Source organism: Pseudomonas sp. fls2-241-R2A-110, assembly GCF_030209165.1.
In the GTDB taxonomy this organism is placed as follows: Bacteria; Pseudomonadota; Gammaproteobacteria; order Pseudomonadales; family Pseudomonadaceae; genus Aquipseudomonas.
The window spans coordinates 263,760-282,101 of the sequence record NZ_JARVSN010000010.1; the positions used below are offsets into that span (position 1 = coordinate 263,760).

Below are 18,342 nucleotides of genomic sequence, written 5' to 3' on the forward strand. Positions count from 1 at the left end.
TCACCATGGAACTGGTTTTCGAAATGCTCAACACCAAGCAGTTCGTGCCCACGGATTTGTGCCAGAAGACCTTCAAGCAGGCCGGTGGCGTGATCGGCCGGGGCGAGGATTGCGACTGGATCATTCCCGACCGCAAGCGTCACCTGTCCAACCACCACGCGTTGATCAGCTACCGCGAAGGTACCTTTTTCCTGACCGATACCAGCAGCAACGGTATCCAGGACAGCGAAAGCGGCGCACGCCTGCGCAAGGGCGAAGCCATGCGCATCGAACACGGCAGCGTCTACGTGCTGGGTGATTTCGAGATTCGTGCGCGGCTGGTGCGTGACCCGGCGACCTTCGACGTGGAAGTCGGCCGTCCGCAAGCGGCGGGCAGCATTATTCCGGATGACGCGTTCCTCGATCTCGACCCGCTGAACGCCCTCGATCAGCAAGAGCGCGTGTACTCTGAAATCGATGAGCTGATCTCGCCAAACAACGCGCCACAGGACACCCGTCAGCGCGCCGACTATGCACGCATCGACATGGAAAGCCTTCTGGTCCCGGAGCTGATCAACGCCCCGGCCGAGCCAGCGCCCGCGCCACCACCTAAACCGGTCGAGCGTCAGAGCGAAGGTTTCTGGGAGCACTTCGGCGCGGCGCTGGGCGTGGACCTCAAAGGCCTCGACCACGACGCCCGCGAAGCCCTGGCGCTGAACGCTGCCCGTTTGCTCAAGCAAAGCGTCGGCGGTTTGCAGCAGAGCCTGCGCACTCGCAGCGAACTGAAAAACGAACTGCGCCTGGCCCAGACCACCGTGCAAGGCACGCAAAAGAACCCGTTGAAGTTCGCCGTCGATGCCGGTGAAGCGCTGGGCATCTTGTTGCAGCCGAACAAGCCGGGGCAGTTGCCGGCCGAGCAAGCGATCTCCCGCGCATTCCGCGATTTGCAGGCGCATCAAGTGGCGTTGCTGACCGCCAGCCGCGCCGCGGTTCGCGGCACGCTGGAACACTTCTCGCCACAGCAATTGACCTTGCGTTTCGAGCGCGACAACAAGCCGTTGCTGGCCACCTCCGGCAGCCGCTGGAGAGCCTACGGTCGTTATCACCAGGCCCTGCGTCAGGACGACGACTGGAGCGAGCGCCTGCTGGCCCGCGACTTTGCTCAGGCTTACGAAGAACAGATCCGCCTGATTTCCACCCTCCACACCGACCACCAAGGATGATGCGCATGTCTCGCTGCTCGACCGCTTTTTTCAAGACGCTGACGGCGTTCGCGGCCCTGGTGCTGCTGGCCGGCTGCTCGTCGCTGTCGCCGTACTCTCACGTCACCAAGCTCAACCTCAAACTCACCGCCAGCGATCAGTTGAACCCGGACCTCAACGGGCGTCCGTCACCGATTGTCGTGCGTCTGTTCGAACTCAAGCACCCGGTGACCTTCGAGAACGCCGACTTCTTCAGCCTGTACGAGCGCGCCAAGGAATCCCTGGCCCCGGACCTGGTGGCCAGCGAAGAAATCGAACTGCGCCCGGGTGAAACCGTGGAAATGAAACTCAGCGTGGAGGAGGGCAGTCGCTACGTCGGCATCCTCGCCGCTTACCGCGACCTGCCGGAAACCAAGTGGCGCTACACGGTGCAAGTGACCCCGGTGGAAGTCACCGACGCTGATTTGACCCTTGACCAGGCCGGCATCCGCAACAGCAACGAAAAGCTCGCCAAGGCGGATGACTGATCATGAATTCCCATAAAGTCATTTGGCAGGAAGGCATGCTGCTGCGTCCGCAGCACTTCCAGCATAACGACCGCTATTACGAACACCAGATGAAGACCCTCACCCAGTTGCTGGGCAGCTACACCTGGGGTTTTCTCAATCTGGAAATCGATTTGCAGTTCCTCAACATGGGCAAACTGGTGATCAGCCAGGCCTCGGGGATTCTGCCGGACGGCAGCCTGTTCGAACTCGGCGGCAACACAGAGCCGCTGGCGCTGGACGTACCGCCGAACACCGGTCACACGCCGATTTACCTGGCGCTGCCACTGGTCACCGGCAACCACATCGAAGCTCGTCGCCCGGAACAATCCGACGTGCTGGCGCGCTACACCGCGTATGAAGTGGAAGTCGCGGACTCCAATGCCGGCGACGATTCCGCCAGCCAAGTGAGCTGCGGTCGCCCGGACTTCAAACTGTTGCTCGGCGAACAGCAAAGCGATCAGGCCTACGTGAAACTCAAGGTCTGCGAAGTGCTCGACACCACGCCCGATGGCGTGATCAGCCTCGACCCTGACTTTGTGCCGACCTACATTCAGGCACATGCCTCCAGCTACCTGCTGTCGTGCCTGAAAGAAGTGATCAGCATGCTCGGCCACCGGGGCGACACCATTGCCGAACGGATTCGTTCCAACGGCAAGGTCGGTGGCGCCGAAGTCGGCGACTTCATGATGCTGCAACTGATCAACCGCACCGAAATGCTGCTGCGTCACTACCTCGGTCTGGAACAGGTTCACCCGGAAGAGTTGTACCGCACGCTGCTGACCATGCTGGGAGATCTGGCGACGTTCTCCAGCGACACCAAACGCCCGCGCCTGGACAGCCGTTACCAGCACAGCGACCAGGGCGCGAGCTTCCGCAAACTGATGGAAGCAATTCGTCAGGTGCTGTCGATGGTGCTCGAACAGCACGCCATCGAACTGGTCCTGCAAGCGCGCCAGTACGGGATCATCGTTTCGCCGTTGCACGACCACAAACTGCTGGGCTCGGCCTCGTTCGTGCTCGCTGCCAGTGCCAACTGCGATTCTGAAGAACTGCGCCACCGCTTGCCGGCGCACCTCAAGGTCGGCCCGGTGGAGCGCATCCGCCAATTGGTCAACCTGCACCTGCCGGGCATCAAGGTCAAACCGTTGCCGGTGGCCCCGCGGCAGATCGCGTTCCACTCCAACAAAACCTATTTCATTCTCGAACTCAGTTCCGAAGACCTGGCACAACTGGAGCGCTCCGGCGGCTTCGCGTTCCATGTGTCCGGCGAATTTGCCGAGCTTGAACTGAAATTCTGGGCCATCAGGAACTGACCGACATGATCAAGGACATGGAACATAACCAGGACGACAAAACCGTCCTGCTCGACCGCCAGGGCCACGGCCCGGCGCAGAGTCCGCTGACAGATTTCGCCGCACCGCCGCGCTTCGAACAACTCGAAGAACGGATGATCTACGCCGCGCGCCTGCGCCCGGCCGAAGCGTTCAACATCAGCCTCAATTCGCTGGTAGCCGCCGCCTCCGACCTGTTGTCGGAAGTGGTACGGCTCAAGCACAGCGACACCCGCGAAGACATGTACGCGCTCAACGAGCGACTGACTTCCGGGCTGAAACTGTTTGAAGTCCGCGCCCTGCACAACGGCGCCGAAAGCAGCCAGGTGATGGCCGCGCGTTACGTGCTCTGCACCGTGGTCGACGAAGCCGTCGTGACCACGCCGTGGGGCAACGAAAGCGAGTGGTCGCAGATGAGCCTGCTCAGCAGCTTTCACAACGAAACCTTCGGCGGCGAGAAGTTTTTCCAGCTGCTGGATCGCCTGTCGAAAAACCCGGTCAAGCACCTGCCGATGCTGGAGCTGATGTACCTGTGCCTGTCCCTCGGTTTCGAAGGCAAGTACCGCGTGCAAGCGCGCGGCATGCTCGAACTTGAAGGCATCCGCGACGCCTTGTATCGCCAGATTCGTCAACTGCGCGGCGACGTGCCGCGCGAGCTTTCGCCGCATTGGGAAGGCTTGAACGATCAGCGCCGCAGCCTGGTGCGTATCGTGCCGGCGTGGATGGTAGTGCTGTTCACCGTGGTCTGCCTGGTGGTGATGTATTCAGGTTTCGCCTGGGTGTTGGGCGAACAACGCGAAACCGTTCTGCAACCTTTTCAGCAGCTAGATCCGGCCGCGGTCCAGCCGCAGTCGCAGCCGTAAACAGGGACGTGTGATGAAAAAGTTTTTCAAGAAAGTCGGCGCATTCTTGCGCAAGACCTGGGTCTGGACCTTGCTGGTGGTGCTGTTTCTGGCGCTGCTGGTGTGGTTCGTCGGGCCACTGCTGGCCGTTGATGACTACAAATTCTGGGAGGGTTCGACCTCCCGTCTGCTGACCATCAGTGTGCTGTTCCTGATCTGGGGCCTGACCATGGTCTTCGTCAGCTGGCGCGCCGGTGTGCGTAAAAAAGCTGTCGAAGACACCGAAGATGGCCAGGACCGCATCCGCCGTGAAGAGCTGATCGACGAGGAGCAGAAAGAGCTTCGCGTGCGCTTCAAGGACGCGTTGAAAACCCTGAAGACGTCGAGCCTGTATCGCGGTCGCAGCGAGCGCTGGCGCAATGACTTGCCGTGGTACTTGCTGATCGGCCCACAGGGCAGCGGCAAGACAAGCTTGCTGGACTTTTCGGGCCTTGAGTTTCCGATCAACAAGATCGACCGCAAACTGACCCGCGACACCCTCGGCACTCGGCATTGCGACTGGTATTTCGCTGATCACGGTGTGCTGATCGACACCGCCGGGCGCTACCTGACCCAGCCGGACTCCGAAGTCGATGGCAGCGCCTGGAGCACTTTGCTCGACCTGCTGCGCAAGCGTCGCCGCAACCGTCCGTTGAACGGCGTGCTGGTGACCATCCCGGTGGAAATGCTGCTGGGCAACACCGAACAGGACCTCGACACCTTGGCGCGCCAGGTGCGTGCTCGCTTGCAGGACGTGCATCAGAAACTGCACGTCGATGTGCCGATTTACCTGGTATTGAGCAAGGCCGACAAGCTGCTCGGTTTCGACGAGTTCTTTGATCAGCTGACCCGCGAAGAAAGCGATCAGGTGCTCGGCACCAGCTTCCGCAAAGAGCAGAGCGGCACCGATGTCGCTGTCCTGCGCGCGGAGTTCGAAGAGCTGCTGCGTCGCCTGAACAGCCAGGTGATCATGCGCATGCACCAGGAACGCGACACCCAGCGCCGTGGCCGCATCCTCGACTTCCCGCATCAACTGGGGCAGATCGGTGAGCGCCTGTGCCTGTTCGTCGACATGGCGTTCACCGGCAACCGCTACCAGCGTGTCAGCCAGTTGCGCGGTTTCTACCTGACCAGCGCACCGCACCTGAACCAGGAAATGGACCAGACCACCGCTGGCATCGGCGCCAATCTGGGCATGAACGCCGGCGTGCTGCCGACCTTGCGCAGCGGCCGTTCGCGATTCATTCACCATTTGCTCAGCCGAGTGATTTTTCCCGAGGCCGATCTGGCCGGTCTGGACAAGCGCGAACGCAGCCGCATCCATTGGGGCCAACGTGCGCTGTACGTGGGCGCGCTGGCGGCATTGGCGCTGTTCGGCATGTTGTGGGCGGGCGGTTTCTCCGCCAACTACGAGCGCTTGGAAAACCTGCGCAGCCTGGCCACCAGTTGGACTCAACAACGTTCGGCGCTGACCGCGCGTGATGACTCCATGGCGGTGCTCAAACCCCTCGACAGCAGCTACGCGGCGACCCAGGTTTTCCCGAAAAAGGGTGACGTGTCGTATCACGAGCGCGGTGGTCTGTATCAGGGCGAAGAGGTCAATCCGGTGGTCAAGGACGCCTACGAGCGAGAGCTTGAAGCGCAACTGCTGCCGAAGGTCGCAACGCTGCTGGAAGGGCAGATCCGCGCCAACATGAATGACCGCGAGCGCCTGCTCAACAGCCTGCGCGCGTACCTGATGCTGAACATGAAGGATCGCCGCGACGGTCCTTGGCTCAAGGATTGGGTCGCCACCGAATGGTCCCAGCGTTACGCCGGCAACACCGCGGTGCAGAACGGTTTGAACACGCACTTCGAACGCTTGTTGAAGCAGCCGTTTATCTACCCGCTGAACGATCAACTGGTGGCCCAAGCGCGCCAGGTGCTGCGCAGCGAGTCGCTGGCCAACGTGGTTTACCGGATGCTGCGCGAGCAGGCCCGTAACCTGCCGGAATACCGTTTGAGCCAACACATCGGCCCACAGGCCTCGCTGTTTGTCGGCACCGATTACGTGATCCCGGGTTTCTACACCCAACAGGGTTACCAGCAGTATTTCTCGATCCAGGGCAGTGCGCTGGTCAGCGACATCCTGCGCGACAACTGGGTGCTGGGCGAAGGCTCGGGCATCAGCGGCATGGACTTGCGTCGCCTGATGGTCGAACTCGAGCAACTGTACTTCCGCGACTACGCCAACTTCTGGAGTGAAGCGGTCGGCCAGGTGGCCTTGCCTCCGATCAACGACGCGGGCGAGGGCGCCGAGCAACTGGCGGGCCTGACCTCGGCCAATTCTCCGGTGCTGCAACTGCTGGTGGAAGTGCGCGAGAACACCCGTTTCCCGGCAGAGGCCGAACCGGTTGATCAAGCGGCTGATGCCGCTGAAGCGCTGGCAGGTCAGAAAGGCAAGTTGGGCAAGCTGGGCAAACTGGCGTCTGCCGCTGCGGGCCAAGCCTCGGAAATGGCGGCGATCAAAAACCTGCCAGACACCGCGAAGAAATCCCTGCAACGTCGCTTCGAACCGCTGCACCGTTTGCTGGACGACAATAACGGCCCAGCCGCTGATTTGACCCCGGCACTCGCAGCGCTCAACGACCTGCAACTGCAATTGGCGAGCCTGGCGCGTGCCAGCTCGCCGGATCAGGCCGCGTTTGAAATGGCCAAGACCCGCATGAGCGGCCAGCGTGATGCGCTGAGCAACTTGCGCAATGCTTCGAACCGCCTGCCGCGTCCGGTCAGCGTCTGGTTCAACGTGCTGGCCGAAGACACCTGGCGTCTGGTGCTCAACGATTCCTACCAGTACCTGAATCAGCGTTATCAGAGCGAGCTGTACAGCTTCTACGGCAAGGCGATCAACAAGCGTTATCCGTTCAGCGCCCACAGCACCAGCGACGTTGCGATCAGCGACTTCCGCGAGTTCTTCAAGGCGCAGGGCATCAACGATCGCTTCTTCGAGACCTACATGCGTCCGTTCGTCAGTGGCGATCCGGGCAACTACCGCCTGCGCAGCATTGACGGTCACAGCATGCCGATCTCCAAGGTCTACCTCGACCAGATGGCCGCGGCCCAAGTGATTCGCCAGAGCTTCTTCTCGGTCAACCCGGCCGAGCCACAAGTGCAGTTCAAGCTGGAGCCGTACACCCTCGACCCCGCTGTCAGCCGTTCCGAGTTCAAGTTTGGCGACAAGACCATCGAATACCGTCACGGCCCGATCGTGCCGGTATCGTTCAAATGGCCGACCGACGCTGAAGACGGTCGCACCAGCCTGGTCCTCGACAAAATGGCTGGCCGCCCGATCGGCATCGAGAAGAACACGGGCCCTTGGTCGCTGTTCCGCTTGTTCGACCTGATGCAGACTGAATACCTGAACGGTCGCGACGTGATGGTGCTCAAGGCGGACGTGGGCGGCCTGCGCGCCAATTACCTGCTCAGCAGCCAGCGCACGCCGAACCCGTTCGACATGGGTGTGCTGCGTACCTTCCGTATGCCGGTGCAGCTCTGATGCTGGTTGCCAGTCCCTGGCGCAGCGCTGCGCGTACCGATGCCGGCAAGGTTCGGGCGCGCAACGAAGATGCTTTTCTCGACTGTCCACAGCAGGGACTGTGGGTGGTCGCGGACGGCATGGGCGGTCATCAGGGAGGCGACATCGCCAGCCAGTTGATCGTTGCCAGCCTGGCGGAATTGCCGGTGCAGGACGGCTTCGACGAACGACTCAAAGGCATTCGCCAGTGCCTGCACTGGCTCAACCGCCGCTTGGGCCAGGAGTTGACCGTCACCGCCGGGCGCCACGACAGCATCATGGGCAGCACCGTGGTGGCGCTGCTGGTGGAAGGCAATCGCGCGGCCTGTATCTGGGCCGGCGACAGCCGTTGCTACCTGTGGCGCGGCCAGCGTTTGTATCAGCTGTCCAAGGACCATTCGCTGCAACAGCAACTCATGGACGAGCAACAGATGAGCCTCGAAGACGCCCGTGCGCATCCTTCCGCCCATGCGCTGACCCGTGCAGTCGGCGCGGCTGATGTGTTGACGCTGGACGTGCTCGAACTCGAGGTTTATCCCGGCGATACGTTCCTGTTGTGCAGCGACGGTTTGTACCAAGGGCTCAGCAGCGATGCCCTGGGCAACGCCCTGAGCCTGACCGCGCCGCATGTTGCGCTGGAGCGTCTGTTCGACGGCGCTCTGCGTGGCTCGGCGCGGGACAACCTGACTGCCGTGGTGATCCGCCAATGACTGAACTCATGTCGCCGCTCGACGACCTGCTGGTGAGCGAAGAGCAAGACAGTAACCTGACTTACTTTGCGTTCGCCAAGTCTCTGAACGACAAGCCGCACAAGGCCGAACCCGCGCTGGCGCCAACCAAGGCCAGCCTCGGCGAAATGCCCGACGTGCTTGCGGGCCGTTACCGCATCGAACGTCTGCTCGGTGCCGGTGGCATGGGTGCGGTTTACCGCGCACGGGACTTGCTGAGCGAACAGTTCGGCGATCCCGACCCTTACATCGCGCTGAAAATCCTCAGCGAAGAATTTGCCGAATCGCCGGATGCCAGCGCCTTGCTCTACAGCGAGTTCGCCCTGATCCGGCGCCTGCGCCACGACAACGTGCTGCGCTTGCACAGCTTTGAAGTGGACACCGATTGCCAGCGCGCCTTCATCACCATGGAACTCATGCGTGGGCTGACCCTGGACAAACTGCTCTGCGAGCGGCCCCTGGGCCTGCCGTGGAAAGAACTGCGCGACATCGCGCTGCCGCTGCTCGACGCGCTGGCCTACGCCCACGCTCGCGGCGTGCTGCACGGTGACATGAAACCGAGCAACGTGATGCTCAGCGAAGAAGGCGTGCGCCTGTTCGACTTTGGCCTGGGCCAGGCCGAAGAGGGCATCCTGCCCGGCCTGCCACACCTGAGTCGCGACCGCTTCAACGCCTGGACCCCGGGCTACGCCGCCCCGGAACTGCTTGAAGGCCAACCGCTGACGGCCAGCGCCGACGTGTATGGCGTGGCCTGCGTGCTCTACGAACTGGCGGGCGGCAAACACCCCTTCCGCCGCATGTCGTCGGTGGAGGCCCGTGACGGTCAACTCGACCGCGAGCTGCACGCACCGCGCAATCTTCCGAAACACTGCTGGCCAGCCCTGCGAACGGCGCTGGCTTTCGATGCGGCCAAGCGCACCATCACCGCCGCTCAATTGCGTGACGCCATGGGCGCCACTTCGTCTTTGCTGCAACGCCTTCGACTGCGGGCGTAACGGATGACTACCGAACAGGGAGCAAGCAATGTTCAACTCAGCTAACGAAACGCATTTCAGCCTCACAGTCGAAGACTATGCCGGCGACCTGCAAGTGCTGTCGTTCACCGGCACCGAAGGCATCAGCCAGCCGTATCGCTTCGACCTGGAACTGGTCAGCGAAAACCCCGACCTGGACCTGGAAAAGCTCCTGCACAAGCAAGCGTTTCTGGCGTTCGATCCGAAAGGCAGCGGCATCCACGGCCAGATCTACCGCGTCGCTCAAGGCGACGCCGGCAAACGCTTGACCCGCTACAAAATCTCCTTGGTGCCGCAGCTGCAATACCTGCATCACCGCACCAACCAGCGCATCTATCAGCAGATGTCGGCACCGAAAATCATCGCGCTGATCCTCGATGAGCACGGCATCAAAGGCAACGCCTACAAATTCCAGTTGAGCCAGCCCTGCCCGGACCGCGACTACTGCGTGCAATACGACGAAACTGACCTGCATTTCGTCCAGCGCCTGTGTGAAGAGGAAGGCATTCATTACCACTTTCAGCACAATTCCAAAGGTCATCTTTTGGTATTCGGCGACGATCAGACCGTGTTCCCGAAACTCGGCCAGCCCACCGCCTACGTCCAAGGCAGCGGCATGGTCGCCGACGAGCCAGTGATCAAAGGCTTCAAACTGCGCCTGGAAACCCGAACCGGCCGCGTCACCCGCCGCGACTACGACTTCGAAAAACCACGCCTGCAACTCGAAGCCGGCTATAAACCCGACGGCGAAAGCACCGAGCCAGACCTCGAAGATTACGACTACCCCGGCCGCTTCCTCGACCGCGCGCGCGGCAAATTCCTCAGCCAACGCGCCCTCGAACGCCACCGCGCCGACTACCAGCAAGCCGAAGGCCGTGGCGACCAGACCACTCTCGTCAGCGGCCACTTCCTGGAAATGTCCGACCACCCGCGCACCGAGTGGAACGACCTCTGGCTGCTCACCGAAATCGTCCACGAAGGCAAACAACCGCAAGTCCTCGAAGAGTCCGTGACCAGCGACACCACTGACAACAAAGACGACTTCCACCAGGGCTACCGCAACCGCTTCCTCGCCACCCCGTGGAACGTGTTCTACCGCCCGGCGCTGCAACACCCCAAACCCCGCGTCCTCGGTAGCCAGACCGCCATGGTCACCGGCCCCAAGGGCGAAGAAATCCACTGCGACCAATACGGCCGCATCAAAGTGCAATTCCACTGGGACCGCGAAGGGTTGGCGGACGACAAAACCAGCTGCTGGATGCGCGTCTCTTCGAGTTGGGCCGGGGATCGCTATGGCGCCATCGTCATCCCGCGCATCGGCATGGAAGTCCTCGTCACCTTCCTCGAAGGCGACCCCGACCAACCGCTGGTGACCGGTTGCCTGTACCACAAGGAAAACCAGGTTCCCTACGAACTGCCGGCCAATAAAACCCGCACCGTCTTCAAAACCCTCAGCTCCCCGGGGGGCGGCGGGTTCAACGAACTGCGCATTGAAGACAAGAAAGGCGCCGAGCAGATCTTCATCCATGCCCAGCGGGATTGGGATGAAAACATTGAGCACGACCAGAAAATCCGAGTAGGTAACGAACGCCACGACACAGTGGTCAAGAACACCTACACCGAACTAAAAGCCGAAGAACACCGCACCACCATCGCCGACCGCAAGGTTGAAGCTCGGCTGGATGATCACCTGACGATTGGGCAGAACCAGCATGTGAAGTTGGGGACTGCTCAGCTGACCAGCGCTGGGAAAGAGATTCATCTGAAGGCTGGGGCGAAGATTGTTATTGAAGCTGGTAGTGAGCTCACCATTTTGGGGGGAGGGAGCTTTATCAAGCTGGATGCCGGTGGGGTGACGGTTGTTGGGCCGGTGGTGAAGATCAATGCGGGTGGTTCGGCGGGGAGTGGGACGGGGATTGGGATTAAACCGCCGCGTCTGCCGGGCGCTGCGGATTCAGACATCGCCGGCGCGGTACCGCCTCAGGCGCTGGGCAATGCGCCGATGCCGATGCCACCACCGCCAGTCTGCAAGGAATGCCTGGCCCGGGCCAAACGTAACGCCCAAGCCCTGGCCGCGAGATAAAGGACGACTTTATGTACACAAGCAACGTGCACTGGCTCGACGAGTTATGGGTCAACGCCCAGCAACTGCAACATCAGCACCTCGACCTATTGATCGACGCCACCAGCCTCGACTACCCACTGCTGCAAGAACTGGCGGAACGACCCGACGCGGCCAAACTGGCCAAGCTGTTCGAAAACACCCCGGAAGTTGCCATCGCCGATTTCGGCCCCCTACTGCTGCGCGTAGACAACGCCCAACGGCCCTGGCTGAAAACCTTCATCAGCGCCATCGACTGCAACAAACACGTCGTCGCACTGTTCAGCCCTTGGGCATTCGAAGCGCTGGCCGATCATCTGCGAGGCTTCCTCCAGGCGCAATGGAACCAAGGCCGGTCCGAAGGCGTTTTGCGTTACTACGACCCGCGCATGCTGCTACCGGTCGCCGAAACCCTGACTCCGACGCAAAGCAACGCCTTCCACGCCGCCGTGATTTCCTGGCACTGGCTCGACCGCGACCAACACCCACAAAGCCTGCCCGGCAACTACGTGCGCCACGCACCGGCACCGGCCAGCGGCCCCGTCATTTTCGACCACCCGCAAGTGGCCAACCTGCTCGCCTGGACAGAGGCTGATGCTTACCGGGTCGATCGCTGCGCTGTGCCGCAGCACTATGGCTTGAGCCGTAATGAGAGCCTTATTCGTCATTTGTACAGAAGCCAATTGGCGGCGAATCAGAAGGGGTTAAAAGAGCCGGAGGAACGGGAGCCGTTTATTGAACAGTGGCTGGTGGAGAACTCGCCGTTTGTGATTGATGAGCCGGTGAGGGCGTTGATTTGAATTTCACCCGAGATCCTGAATTATTAGCACTTGTCGGGAGGACATTGTCTGCTGGGTGGAGATGTGCGGGGGTTATGTTGGTTTTGGTGGTATTGAGCGGTTGCCATGCAGGCCCTGAAATGGTGTCAACACCTGTAACGGGCTTCAATCACACATCAGTCAGCATTATTCGATTCACCATTAACGGTTCCGGTGGACCGCACATTCCTCCGTATCAAGGCAGAGAGGCTCAAGTTTGTTGCAGCATACTTCCTGTTCAATGGAATTCAGGCCTCAGAGCAATTGTTGAGTGGGACAAAGATCCAAACCCATACGAAAAACTCGAGCGTGATCAAAACGGCCAAATTATAGAAGAGGCTGCTGTTCGTCACGCTGCTGGTTATTCTCATCATGCAGCGACGGTTGACATCCCTGCATACGCTAAGGGGTTGTGTGCTTTGCAAGTTCACTTTCTTCCTTGTGATCAAGTAAGGGTGTCAACCACTTGCTTTACCCCCGGGCATCCGGATTATCCCGATAAAGCCTATTTCCAAATCAAGGAGTCGATGACATGTTCGGCTATTTGATCAAGTGTGACTCTTTGCAAAAAAACTATATGTCTTGCCTATCCTACAACTACCCGATGAACATGGAGGAGCCGAAGGTATGTCAGTAATAATTGATGATGTTAAGAAGTTGAGCTGTTGCACCGTATTGATGCTAAAGGTGCTTATGCAAAAACTGCGCTTAGGGCAAAAAAATATTAGCCATAAGATAAGCGGAAGATTATTAGTCCTGTCAGTAAGTGTGATCTGCGTAAGCGCTTGTAACGCTGGCCCAGAAATGGTGTCTGCACCTATTACTGGTTATAACCATACCGCAGCAGAAATTATACGATTTAGTATCAATGGTGCAGGTGGTCCTAGTATTCCAGCAAATCAAGGGGGAGGTGAGGTTTGCTGCGGCGTACTTCCTGTTCAGTGGGCTCCGGGTATTAGAGCTATTATCGAATGGGACAAGGATCCAAATCCATACGAAAAACTTAAGCGTGATCAGTACGGCCAAATTGTAAAAGAGTCTGCAGTTCGCCATTCTGCTGGTTATTCTCACCATACAGCTACGGTAGAAATTCCTAAGTACGCTGAGAAGGTTTGTGCATTACAGGTTCACTTTCTTCCCTGTGATAAAGTGAAGGTGTCTACAACCTGCTTTACACCCGGAAACCCAAATTACCCAGATAAAGCTTACTTTCAAGTTAAGGAGCCGGCTTCATGTTCGAATCATTGATAGGGGCCGAAGCTCCTTCTCCGGAGAGTGCTTTGGTGGCACCAAAGTTTCCCCTGATGCGACGGCTTCCAAATGAACCAGGTCAGTTGTCGAAGAATATTCAACAACAAAAAAAAGACGAAACCAAATTCGGAAATAAGCAGCGTAAGCTTGCCCTCGCTAAGGGGCAAGCAGATAGTGGAGTGCCCTGCTGCAAAACGTTACATGTTACGCTAGCTTTTGATGGCACAAATAATAACGATCAAGCAGACAGTTCATCAACACCTAATTGTCGGAGTAATATTGCTCGCCTTTTTCTCGCAAGTTTAGGGTCGACCCCCGATATGGAGGAGGAAGGGTTCCAAAAATATTACTGTCCCGGCGTGGGTACAGTTTTTCCTGATGTCGATGAATATATTCCAAATCAAAATGGTCTTATTGCAGCAAGTGGTGGCGAAAACCGTATCAACTGGGCTCTTACGAGATTGCTTGATGCGTTGCAACAAAATTTAGGAGAGGACAGGCTAGATATCAATGCGACGAAAGCTTTGCTGAAAGGCATGGCAACTAATTGGCTTGGAAATGTTTTTAGTGCAGGTCTTTTAGAGGATGGTGAAAAAAAACGTGAAGCCACGTTGCGTCCAGAAATCCAAAAGCTGGAGAACAAGATAAAACAGAAAGTCGATTCCGAGGAAAAACCATACATATTGGCTATGCGGCTCTATGTCTATGGCTTCTCGCGGGGGGCCGCCGAAGCAAGGACTTTCGTCAATTGGCTGCAGACACTGGTTCGTTGTCAAGGTGAGGGTGGTGAAGTTGAATATCGCTTTGCAGGATTGCCGATTTCCGTAAACTTTCTAGGTGTATTTGATACCGTTGCGGCAGTTGGTCTTGCCGACAGTGCTCCATTTGCCGCGGGGCATATGGACTGGGCTGATGGCACCATGCGGTTACCTGATGAGGCTGCATCCGTTTGCCAAAACACGGCCTTGCCCGATGACTGTTCTTTTCTAAAGCGCTGCGTTCATCTGGTTTCTGGACATGAACAGAGAGCAAGCTTTCCTCTGGATTCAATCAGACGGCGACCCAAATCGCCTGATGGTAACCGTGATAAATGTAAAGCTTCAGGTTATCGGAAAGGAACGATTGAATACATCTATCCAGGTGTTCACTCGGACGTGGGCGGGGGCTACTCTCCGAATGATCAGGGTAAGGCCACTGCCGGCTCGGATCACGTGTTATCGCAAATAGCTTTACAGCACATGTACGCAGAAGCATTCATGGCTGGTGCACCATTATTAGTGCCCGAAACAGCAGTGAAGCAAGGGGTTCACGAGAAATGGCGAGCGATGAGTTCGGCGGTTGAACTTGAATTTTCAGTCTCGGAAACTCTCATCAATCGATTCAATGCATGGCAAGCGCAAGGCCAAAGTGGTCCGTTAGAAGAAATGATGAAGCGTGAGCACTCTCTAATCACTGGCTGGCGAATTGATCGATATGCTGGCGGTGTGGAAAAACAATCGTTCTTGAAGAATGCCGCTCCGGATATGCCACAGGCCAAGATTGATGCTTGGGAGGATCTCGAAAAACGCCACAATGCTGAAACTACTGCGGCTGCACAGGGCAAGCCAGCGCCAACATACACAGAGGCGCAGGAAAAAGAGCACCAACTGAATATTCAAATTGTCGGCAAAGACAAGTATGAAAATGCGCGTTGGGAAAAGGCGTTCGAGCCACCACTAGACCACCGGCAGTTGCTCGGTGCGGCGGCGGAATTCCGTCATGATTATCGAAGAGAGTGGGGCCTGGTGGGCGACGGTCATACGGATGTGGCCGTTATCGATATGTTGCTTGGCGGTACGGTGTATCTGATCAACGAAGAAGACGAAGCCGAGGAGTATGCGTACCTTTACAAAGAAGGGACGGCTAGTTACGAAAAAATGTTCAGCTCACCGAACAAACCGAGAACAGGTCAGGAAGAACTCGTAGCACTCTTCGATGATCAGGTTCACGACTCTCGTGCTTGGTTTATGAACACTTCCGGCGTTGTGCCCCGCGAACCCTTTACGGATTATTTCCGTATTCGTCTGGTGCATTTCGATAATGAGTCGAACAAACAATTGTCTCTGGTAGCCACAGCGGGTCGAGTGATTGGACTCGGTATTGCTGTCGCCAGTGTCGGCCTGAGCATCAAGAAAAAAGACCCTCGCATGCTGTTGGGTCTTTTCTTGCCGTCGTTAGCACTTCCAGTGCTCAGCGGCAAAGTAGGCGTGGGTATTTCAGAGTTGCCGCAAATCAGTGCCTTCGATCCGCTGACCGGGATTGCACTGCCAATGCTCGATAGCCTCAACTCGTTACGAGAGTTCACTAAAGAGCCTGGAGACATGGTCGCCAAAGTCGCAGCCTTGCCACCGCTGAAGCCGTTGACTGCAGCCACCGCTAACACCCCGGCCCTGCAGAAAATCCTGGTAGCCCATCAGGCGCTTGAAGCAGTGGAAGCGGCTCGCAAGAAGGACGCTGGTGCTTTGGCCAGTATGGTGGCGAAAGCGGCTAACGATGAGGACAAGCCCGGCGGCTGGCTCGACTTGGTGGCCGATCAGGCCGGTAACTTGAAGTCGTCTGAAAAGAACGTGTAATTGCAAAACGATAAAAGGGCGACTCTGAATGAGCCGCCCTTTTTTGTGGGCTACACCTTCGCCCGGTGCTCCGCCGGATTCGGCGAATCAATGTGATCCAGCGCTCGCTCCACCAACAACCGAACCCCATCCGCCAATCTGCTTAGCGCCAAGGCTAAGGAGCGTCGTGCGCCGTCAACATCGTCCGCCAGGTTAACGGCGATGGCGCTGATGGACAGCAGGTCTTCCGAGGCGTTGGCCAGGAGGGCTTCGGTGTCTATGTTGGGGGAGACGGCGAAGAGGTTGCCTTTGCGAGGTTTGGGTTTATCGCTGGATGGGGCGAAGTGGTGGTCGAGGGCGCGTTCGGCTGCTTCGTGGAATTTCTTCGAATCGCTGGATTCGTAGGGGGATGTGTCTTCGTGTTCTGGTGGGTTAGCTTTTGAAGTGGTCATAGGTGTAAATCCTCGGAGTTAATAAATACTCTCCCGGTTACGGACTTGCACATCCGTGTCACCGTTTTGTGGTGACGAACAAAAGGTTATCGGTAAAGCCAAGAATCGCCTAGTTCATGAACAGCCCTTCTTTTTGAAGGAAATGTCCGAGAGGTTTGTGGGTCGCAAGACGGAAGGGTGTGAGGCGCGTTTCGTCGGGAGCATTTGCAGTGGATGGTGTGACGCGGAGCGTCACGGGATGCATTCCCACGCGGAGCGTTGGAACGATCAGGTGAAAGTATTTCGTCAATGACTTGGTAGTCATCAGCGTCAAAAACTACTGCATCTTCCGCTATCACTGCACAACAGTGGCGTTCTCGTTTGAAGCCGCTACACTGCGCCGGCCGTTCACTTTTCTCTTGAGGCTGTGCGCATGAAATTTCGTTTTCTTCTGTGGATGCTGGGTTTGTTGATGGGTAAGGCCAGTCGGACTAATCCTGCGTTTCAGCAGCAGTTGGGTGACAAGGAATTGGTGTTCCAGCTACAGACCCTGGACGGGAAAGTGGCGCGGCATTTCTTTGTGAAGGACCAGCGCATCACCAGCAAGTCGGGCGTGTATGCCGAGCCGGCGTTTGCGATTGCGTTCAAGGATGCGGCGTATGGCTTTGCCACGATGCAGGCGAAGAACAAGCAACTGGCGTTTATGACGGGGATTCAAGACAAGTCGATTCAGATCAAGGGGAATCCGGCGCTGGTGATCTGGTTTCAGGGGTTGACCAAGTATTTGAAGCCGCGCAAGGCTAAAGCCAAGGTATGAAGTCTTTCAGGTAGACCGGGTTGGATTTCGCGAGCAGGCTCGCTCCCACAGGGTTTAGGTGATCCCCTGTGGAGCCTCTTCAGCCACTCGACTCAGGAGGCTTGCGGGCGCCAAGTGGCTGGCCTCGGTATGACTTGTAGATTTGCTGGACTTGCGGGTTGTCCAGGTTCTCGTAGGTGATGTCTTCCTTGTCCAGGCCATCCAGGCCTCTGATACCACCGATGGTCTCTGGCCACTCGTCACGACTGGATATATCGACTACGAACGGGTTGAGGTAATTATCGAGATGCCTCTCGCGAGGCTCTCGGATCTCGTCGCTGAGAGCCCGCAGGTAGTCGTCTTTGCTCGTCCTTGACCAGTCGATGGCGAACTCGGCGCGATAACAGAGTTCCATGAAGACTAATAGAATCGTGCGCCCATTGCCGTCCAGGAATGGGTGTGCGAAAGCCAGCTGACCCATCACCCCGCCGGGGTGGTCTCTGAAGCGTTTCTTGTCAGCGGCTAGCTTAAGCGCATAGTCGACAGACATTTTGATGGAGTCCGGGCGCTCGAAAACGGTGCTGCGGGGATCGTCGAGGGAGCCCTTGAAGACTGCCAGATGAGGGACAAGCTCGTTCCGGTCTTTTCCTGCCCAGTGATAGAAGCCGGAGAACAGGATTTCGTGAACTTTGAGTACAGTCTTGTAATCGATGGGCTTTTTCTTGGCTAAATAGGCAAGCGCTTCTTCGATACTCAATTCGAACGAAAGATGCTCTGATTCTTTTACTTCAGTGGGATCTTTCAGTTGCAGCGAGTTTTGAAGATATCCAGCAGCTTCAAAGTCGCCGAACGGATCAAAAGTCATGCGCTACGTTTCTGTGCACGCCTTTCCTGAAGATAACGCCCTTGGAGCGCCAGGATTTCAGCTTTGCTCAGAACGCCTTTTCTCTTGAGATTGACGAGCAACTGCTCGATGCCATCTAGCTCGACGACGTCGCCAGCCAAACGGGTAATGCTCACGGCCATACGACTCATGCCATCACGTTCGGCGGTGACCTTGTTTTCTTTCGCAAGCTTACGGACTTGGCTTGCAACACTGACAGCAGCTGATTGGGTCAT

Annotated in this window: 16 protein-coding genes; 13 read left to right on the forward strand and 3 right to left on the reverse strand. The window is 57.8% G+C overall.

The window, feature by feature from the left end; all coding sequences use genetic code 11:
- Positions 1–5: 5 nt before the first annotated feature.
- The 12 genes from tagH to QRN31_RS09480 all read left to right on the forward strand — a co-directional run bounded on the left by tagH (position 6) and on the right by QRN31_RS09480 (position 16,017).
- Entirely contained in the window at positions 6–1,202 is a 1,197-nt protein-coding gene (gene tagH / locus QRN31_RS09425; protein ID WP_285431642.1) for a type VI secretion system-associated FHA domain protein TagH, read from the forward strand.
- A gap of 5 nt (positions 1,203–1,207) precedes the next feature.
- Positions 1,208–1,708 carry a type VI secretion system lipoprotein TssJ gene (gene tssJ, locus QRN31_RS09430; RefSeq protein WP_090177940.1) on the forward strand — a complete coding sequence of 167 codons (501 nt, stop codon included), beginning with the start codon at positions 1,208–1,210 and terminating at the stop codon, positions 1,706–1,708.
- Positions 1,709–1,710: 2 nt separating this feature from the next.
- A complete protein-coding gene (tssK, locus tag QRN31_RS09435) occupies positions 1,711–3,042 on the forward strand; it encodes a type VI secretion system baseplate subunit TssK (RefSeq protein ID WP_285431644.1) in 1,332 nt (443 codons plus the stop codon).
- 5 nt (positions 3,043–3,047) lie between these two features.
- The gene (gene icmH, locus QRN31_RS09440; protein WP_208670851.1) at positions 3,048–3,923 is read left to right on the forward strand and encodes a type IVB secretion system protein IcmH/DotU; all 876 of its coding nucleotides are present in this window, start codon (positions 3,048–3,050) and stop codon (positions 3,921–3,923) included.
- A gap of 13 nt (positions 3,924–3,936) precedes the next feature.
- On the forward strand, positions 3,937–7,476 hold the full coding sequence (gene tssM / locus QRN31_RS09445) for a type VI secretion system membrane subunit TssM (protein ID WP_285431646.1): 3,540 nt from the start codon (positions 3,937–3,939) through the stop codon (positions 7,474–7,476).
- Entirely contained in the window at positions 7,476–8,204 is a 729-nt protein-coding gene (locus QRN31_RS09450) for a PP2C family protein-serine/threonine phosphatase (protein WP_222589042.1), read from the forward strand. Before tssM ends, QRN31_RS09450 begins: the two co-directional genes overlap by 1 nt.
- Entirely contained in the window at positions 8,201–9,217 is a 1,017-nt protein-coding gene (locus tag QRN31_RS09455; RefSeq protein WP_285431647.1) for a serine/threonine-protein kinase, read from the forward strand. The genes QRN31_RS09450 and QRN31_RS09455 overlap by 4 nt, the downstream gene beginning before the upstream one ends.
- Before the next feature lie 28 nt (positions 9,218–9,245).
- Complete coding sequence (locus tag QRN31_RS09460; RefSeq protein WP_285431649.1) at positions 9,246–11,318, forward strand: type VI secretion system Vgr family protein; 2,073 nt, start codon at positions 9,246–9,248, stop codon at positions 11,316–11,318.
- Positions 11,319–11,329: 11 nt separating this feature from the next.
- Positions 11,330–12,136 carry a toxin Tle1 chaperone Tla1 gene (gene tla1 / locus QRN31_RS09465; RefSeq protein ID WP_285431651.1) on the forward strand — a complete coding sequence of 269 codons (807 nt, stop codon included), beginning with the start codon at positions 11,330–11,332 and terminating at the stop codon, positions 12,134–12,136.
- 74 nt (positions 12,137–12,210) lie between these two features.
- Complete coding sequence (tli1a, locus tag QRN31_RS09470; protein WP_285431653.1) at positions 12,211–12,702, forward strand: Tli1a family immunity protein; 492 nt, start codon at positions 12,211–12,213, stop codon at positions 12,700–12,702.
- 79 nt (positions 12,703–12,781) lie between these two features.
- The gene (gene tli1a, locus QRN31_RS09475) at positions 12,782–13,402 is read left to right on the forward strand and encodes a Tli1a family immunity protein (protein ID WP_285431655.1); all 621 of its coding nucleotides are present in this window, start codon (positions 12,782–12,784) and stop codon (positions 13,400–13,402) included.
- The gene (locus QRN31_RS09480; RefSeq protein WP_285431657.1) at positions 13,387–16,017 is read left to right on the forward strand and encodes a T6SS phospholipase effector Tle1-like catalytic domain-containing protein; all 2,631 of its coding nucleotides are present in this window, start codon (positions 13,387–13,389) and stop codon (positions 16,015–16,017) included. The genes tli1a (QRN31_RS09475) and QRN31_RS09480 overlap by 16 nt, the downstream gene beginning before the upstream one ends.
- A gap of 50 nt (positions 16,018–16,067) precedes the next feature.
- Here the strand turns inward: QRN31_RS09480 and QRN31_RS09485 are convergent, their stop codons facing one another.
- Complete coding sequence (locus QRN31_RS09485; protein WP_285431658.1) at positions 16,068–16,448, reverse strand: DUF6124 family protein; 381 nt, start codon at positions 16,446–16,448, stop codon at positions 16,068–16,070.
- Between the two features lie 412 nt (positions 16,449–16,860).
- Here QRN31_RS09485 and QRN31_RS09490 point away from each other — a divergent pair, with 412 nt between their 5' ends.
- Entirely contained in the window at positions 16,861–17,244 is a 384-nt protein-coding gene (locus tag QRN31_RS09490) for a helicase (protein ID WP_222589035.1), read from the forward strand.
- Between the two features lie 79 nt (positions 17,245–17,323).
- Here QRN31_RS09490 and QRN31_RS09495 read toward each other — a convergent pair whose 3' ends face one another.
- Both QRN31_RS09495 and QRN31_RS09500 read right to left on the reverse strand, forming a co-directional pair.
- Positions 17,324–18,088 carry a Fic/DOC family protein gene (locus QRN31_RS09495; protein ID WP_222589034.1) on the reverse strand — a complete coding sequence of 255 codons (765 nt, stop codon included), beginning with the start codon at positions 18,086–18,088 and terminating at the stop codon, positions 17,324–17,326.
- The gene (locus QRN31_RS09500; protein ID WP_222589033.1) at positions 18,085–18,342 is read right to left on the reverse strand and encodes a hypothetical protein; all 258 of its coding nucleotides are present in this window, start codon (positions 18,340–18,342) and stop codon (positions 18,085–18,087) included. The genes QRN31_RS09495 and QRN31_RS09500 overlap by 4 nt, the downstream gene beginning before the upstream one ends.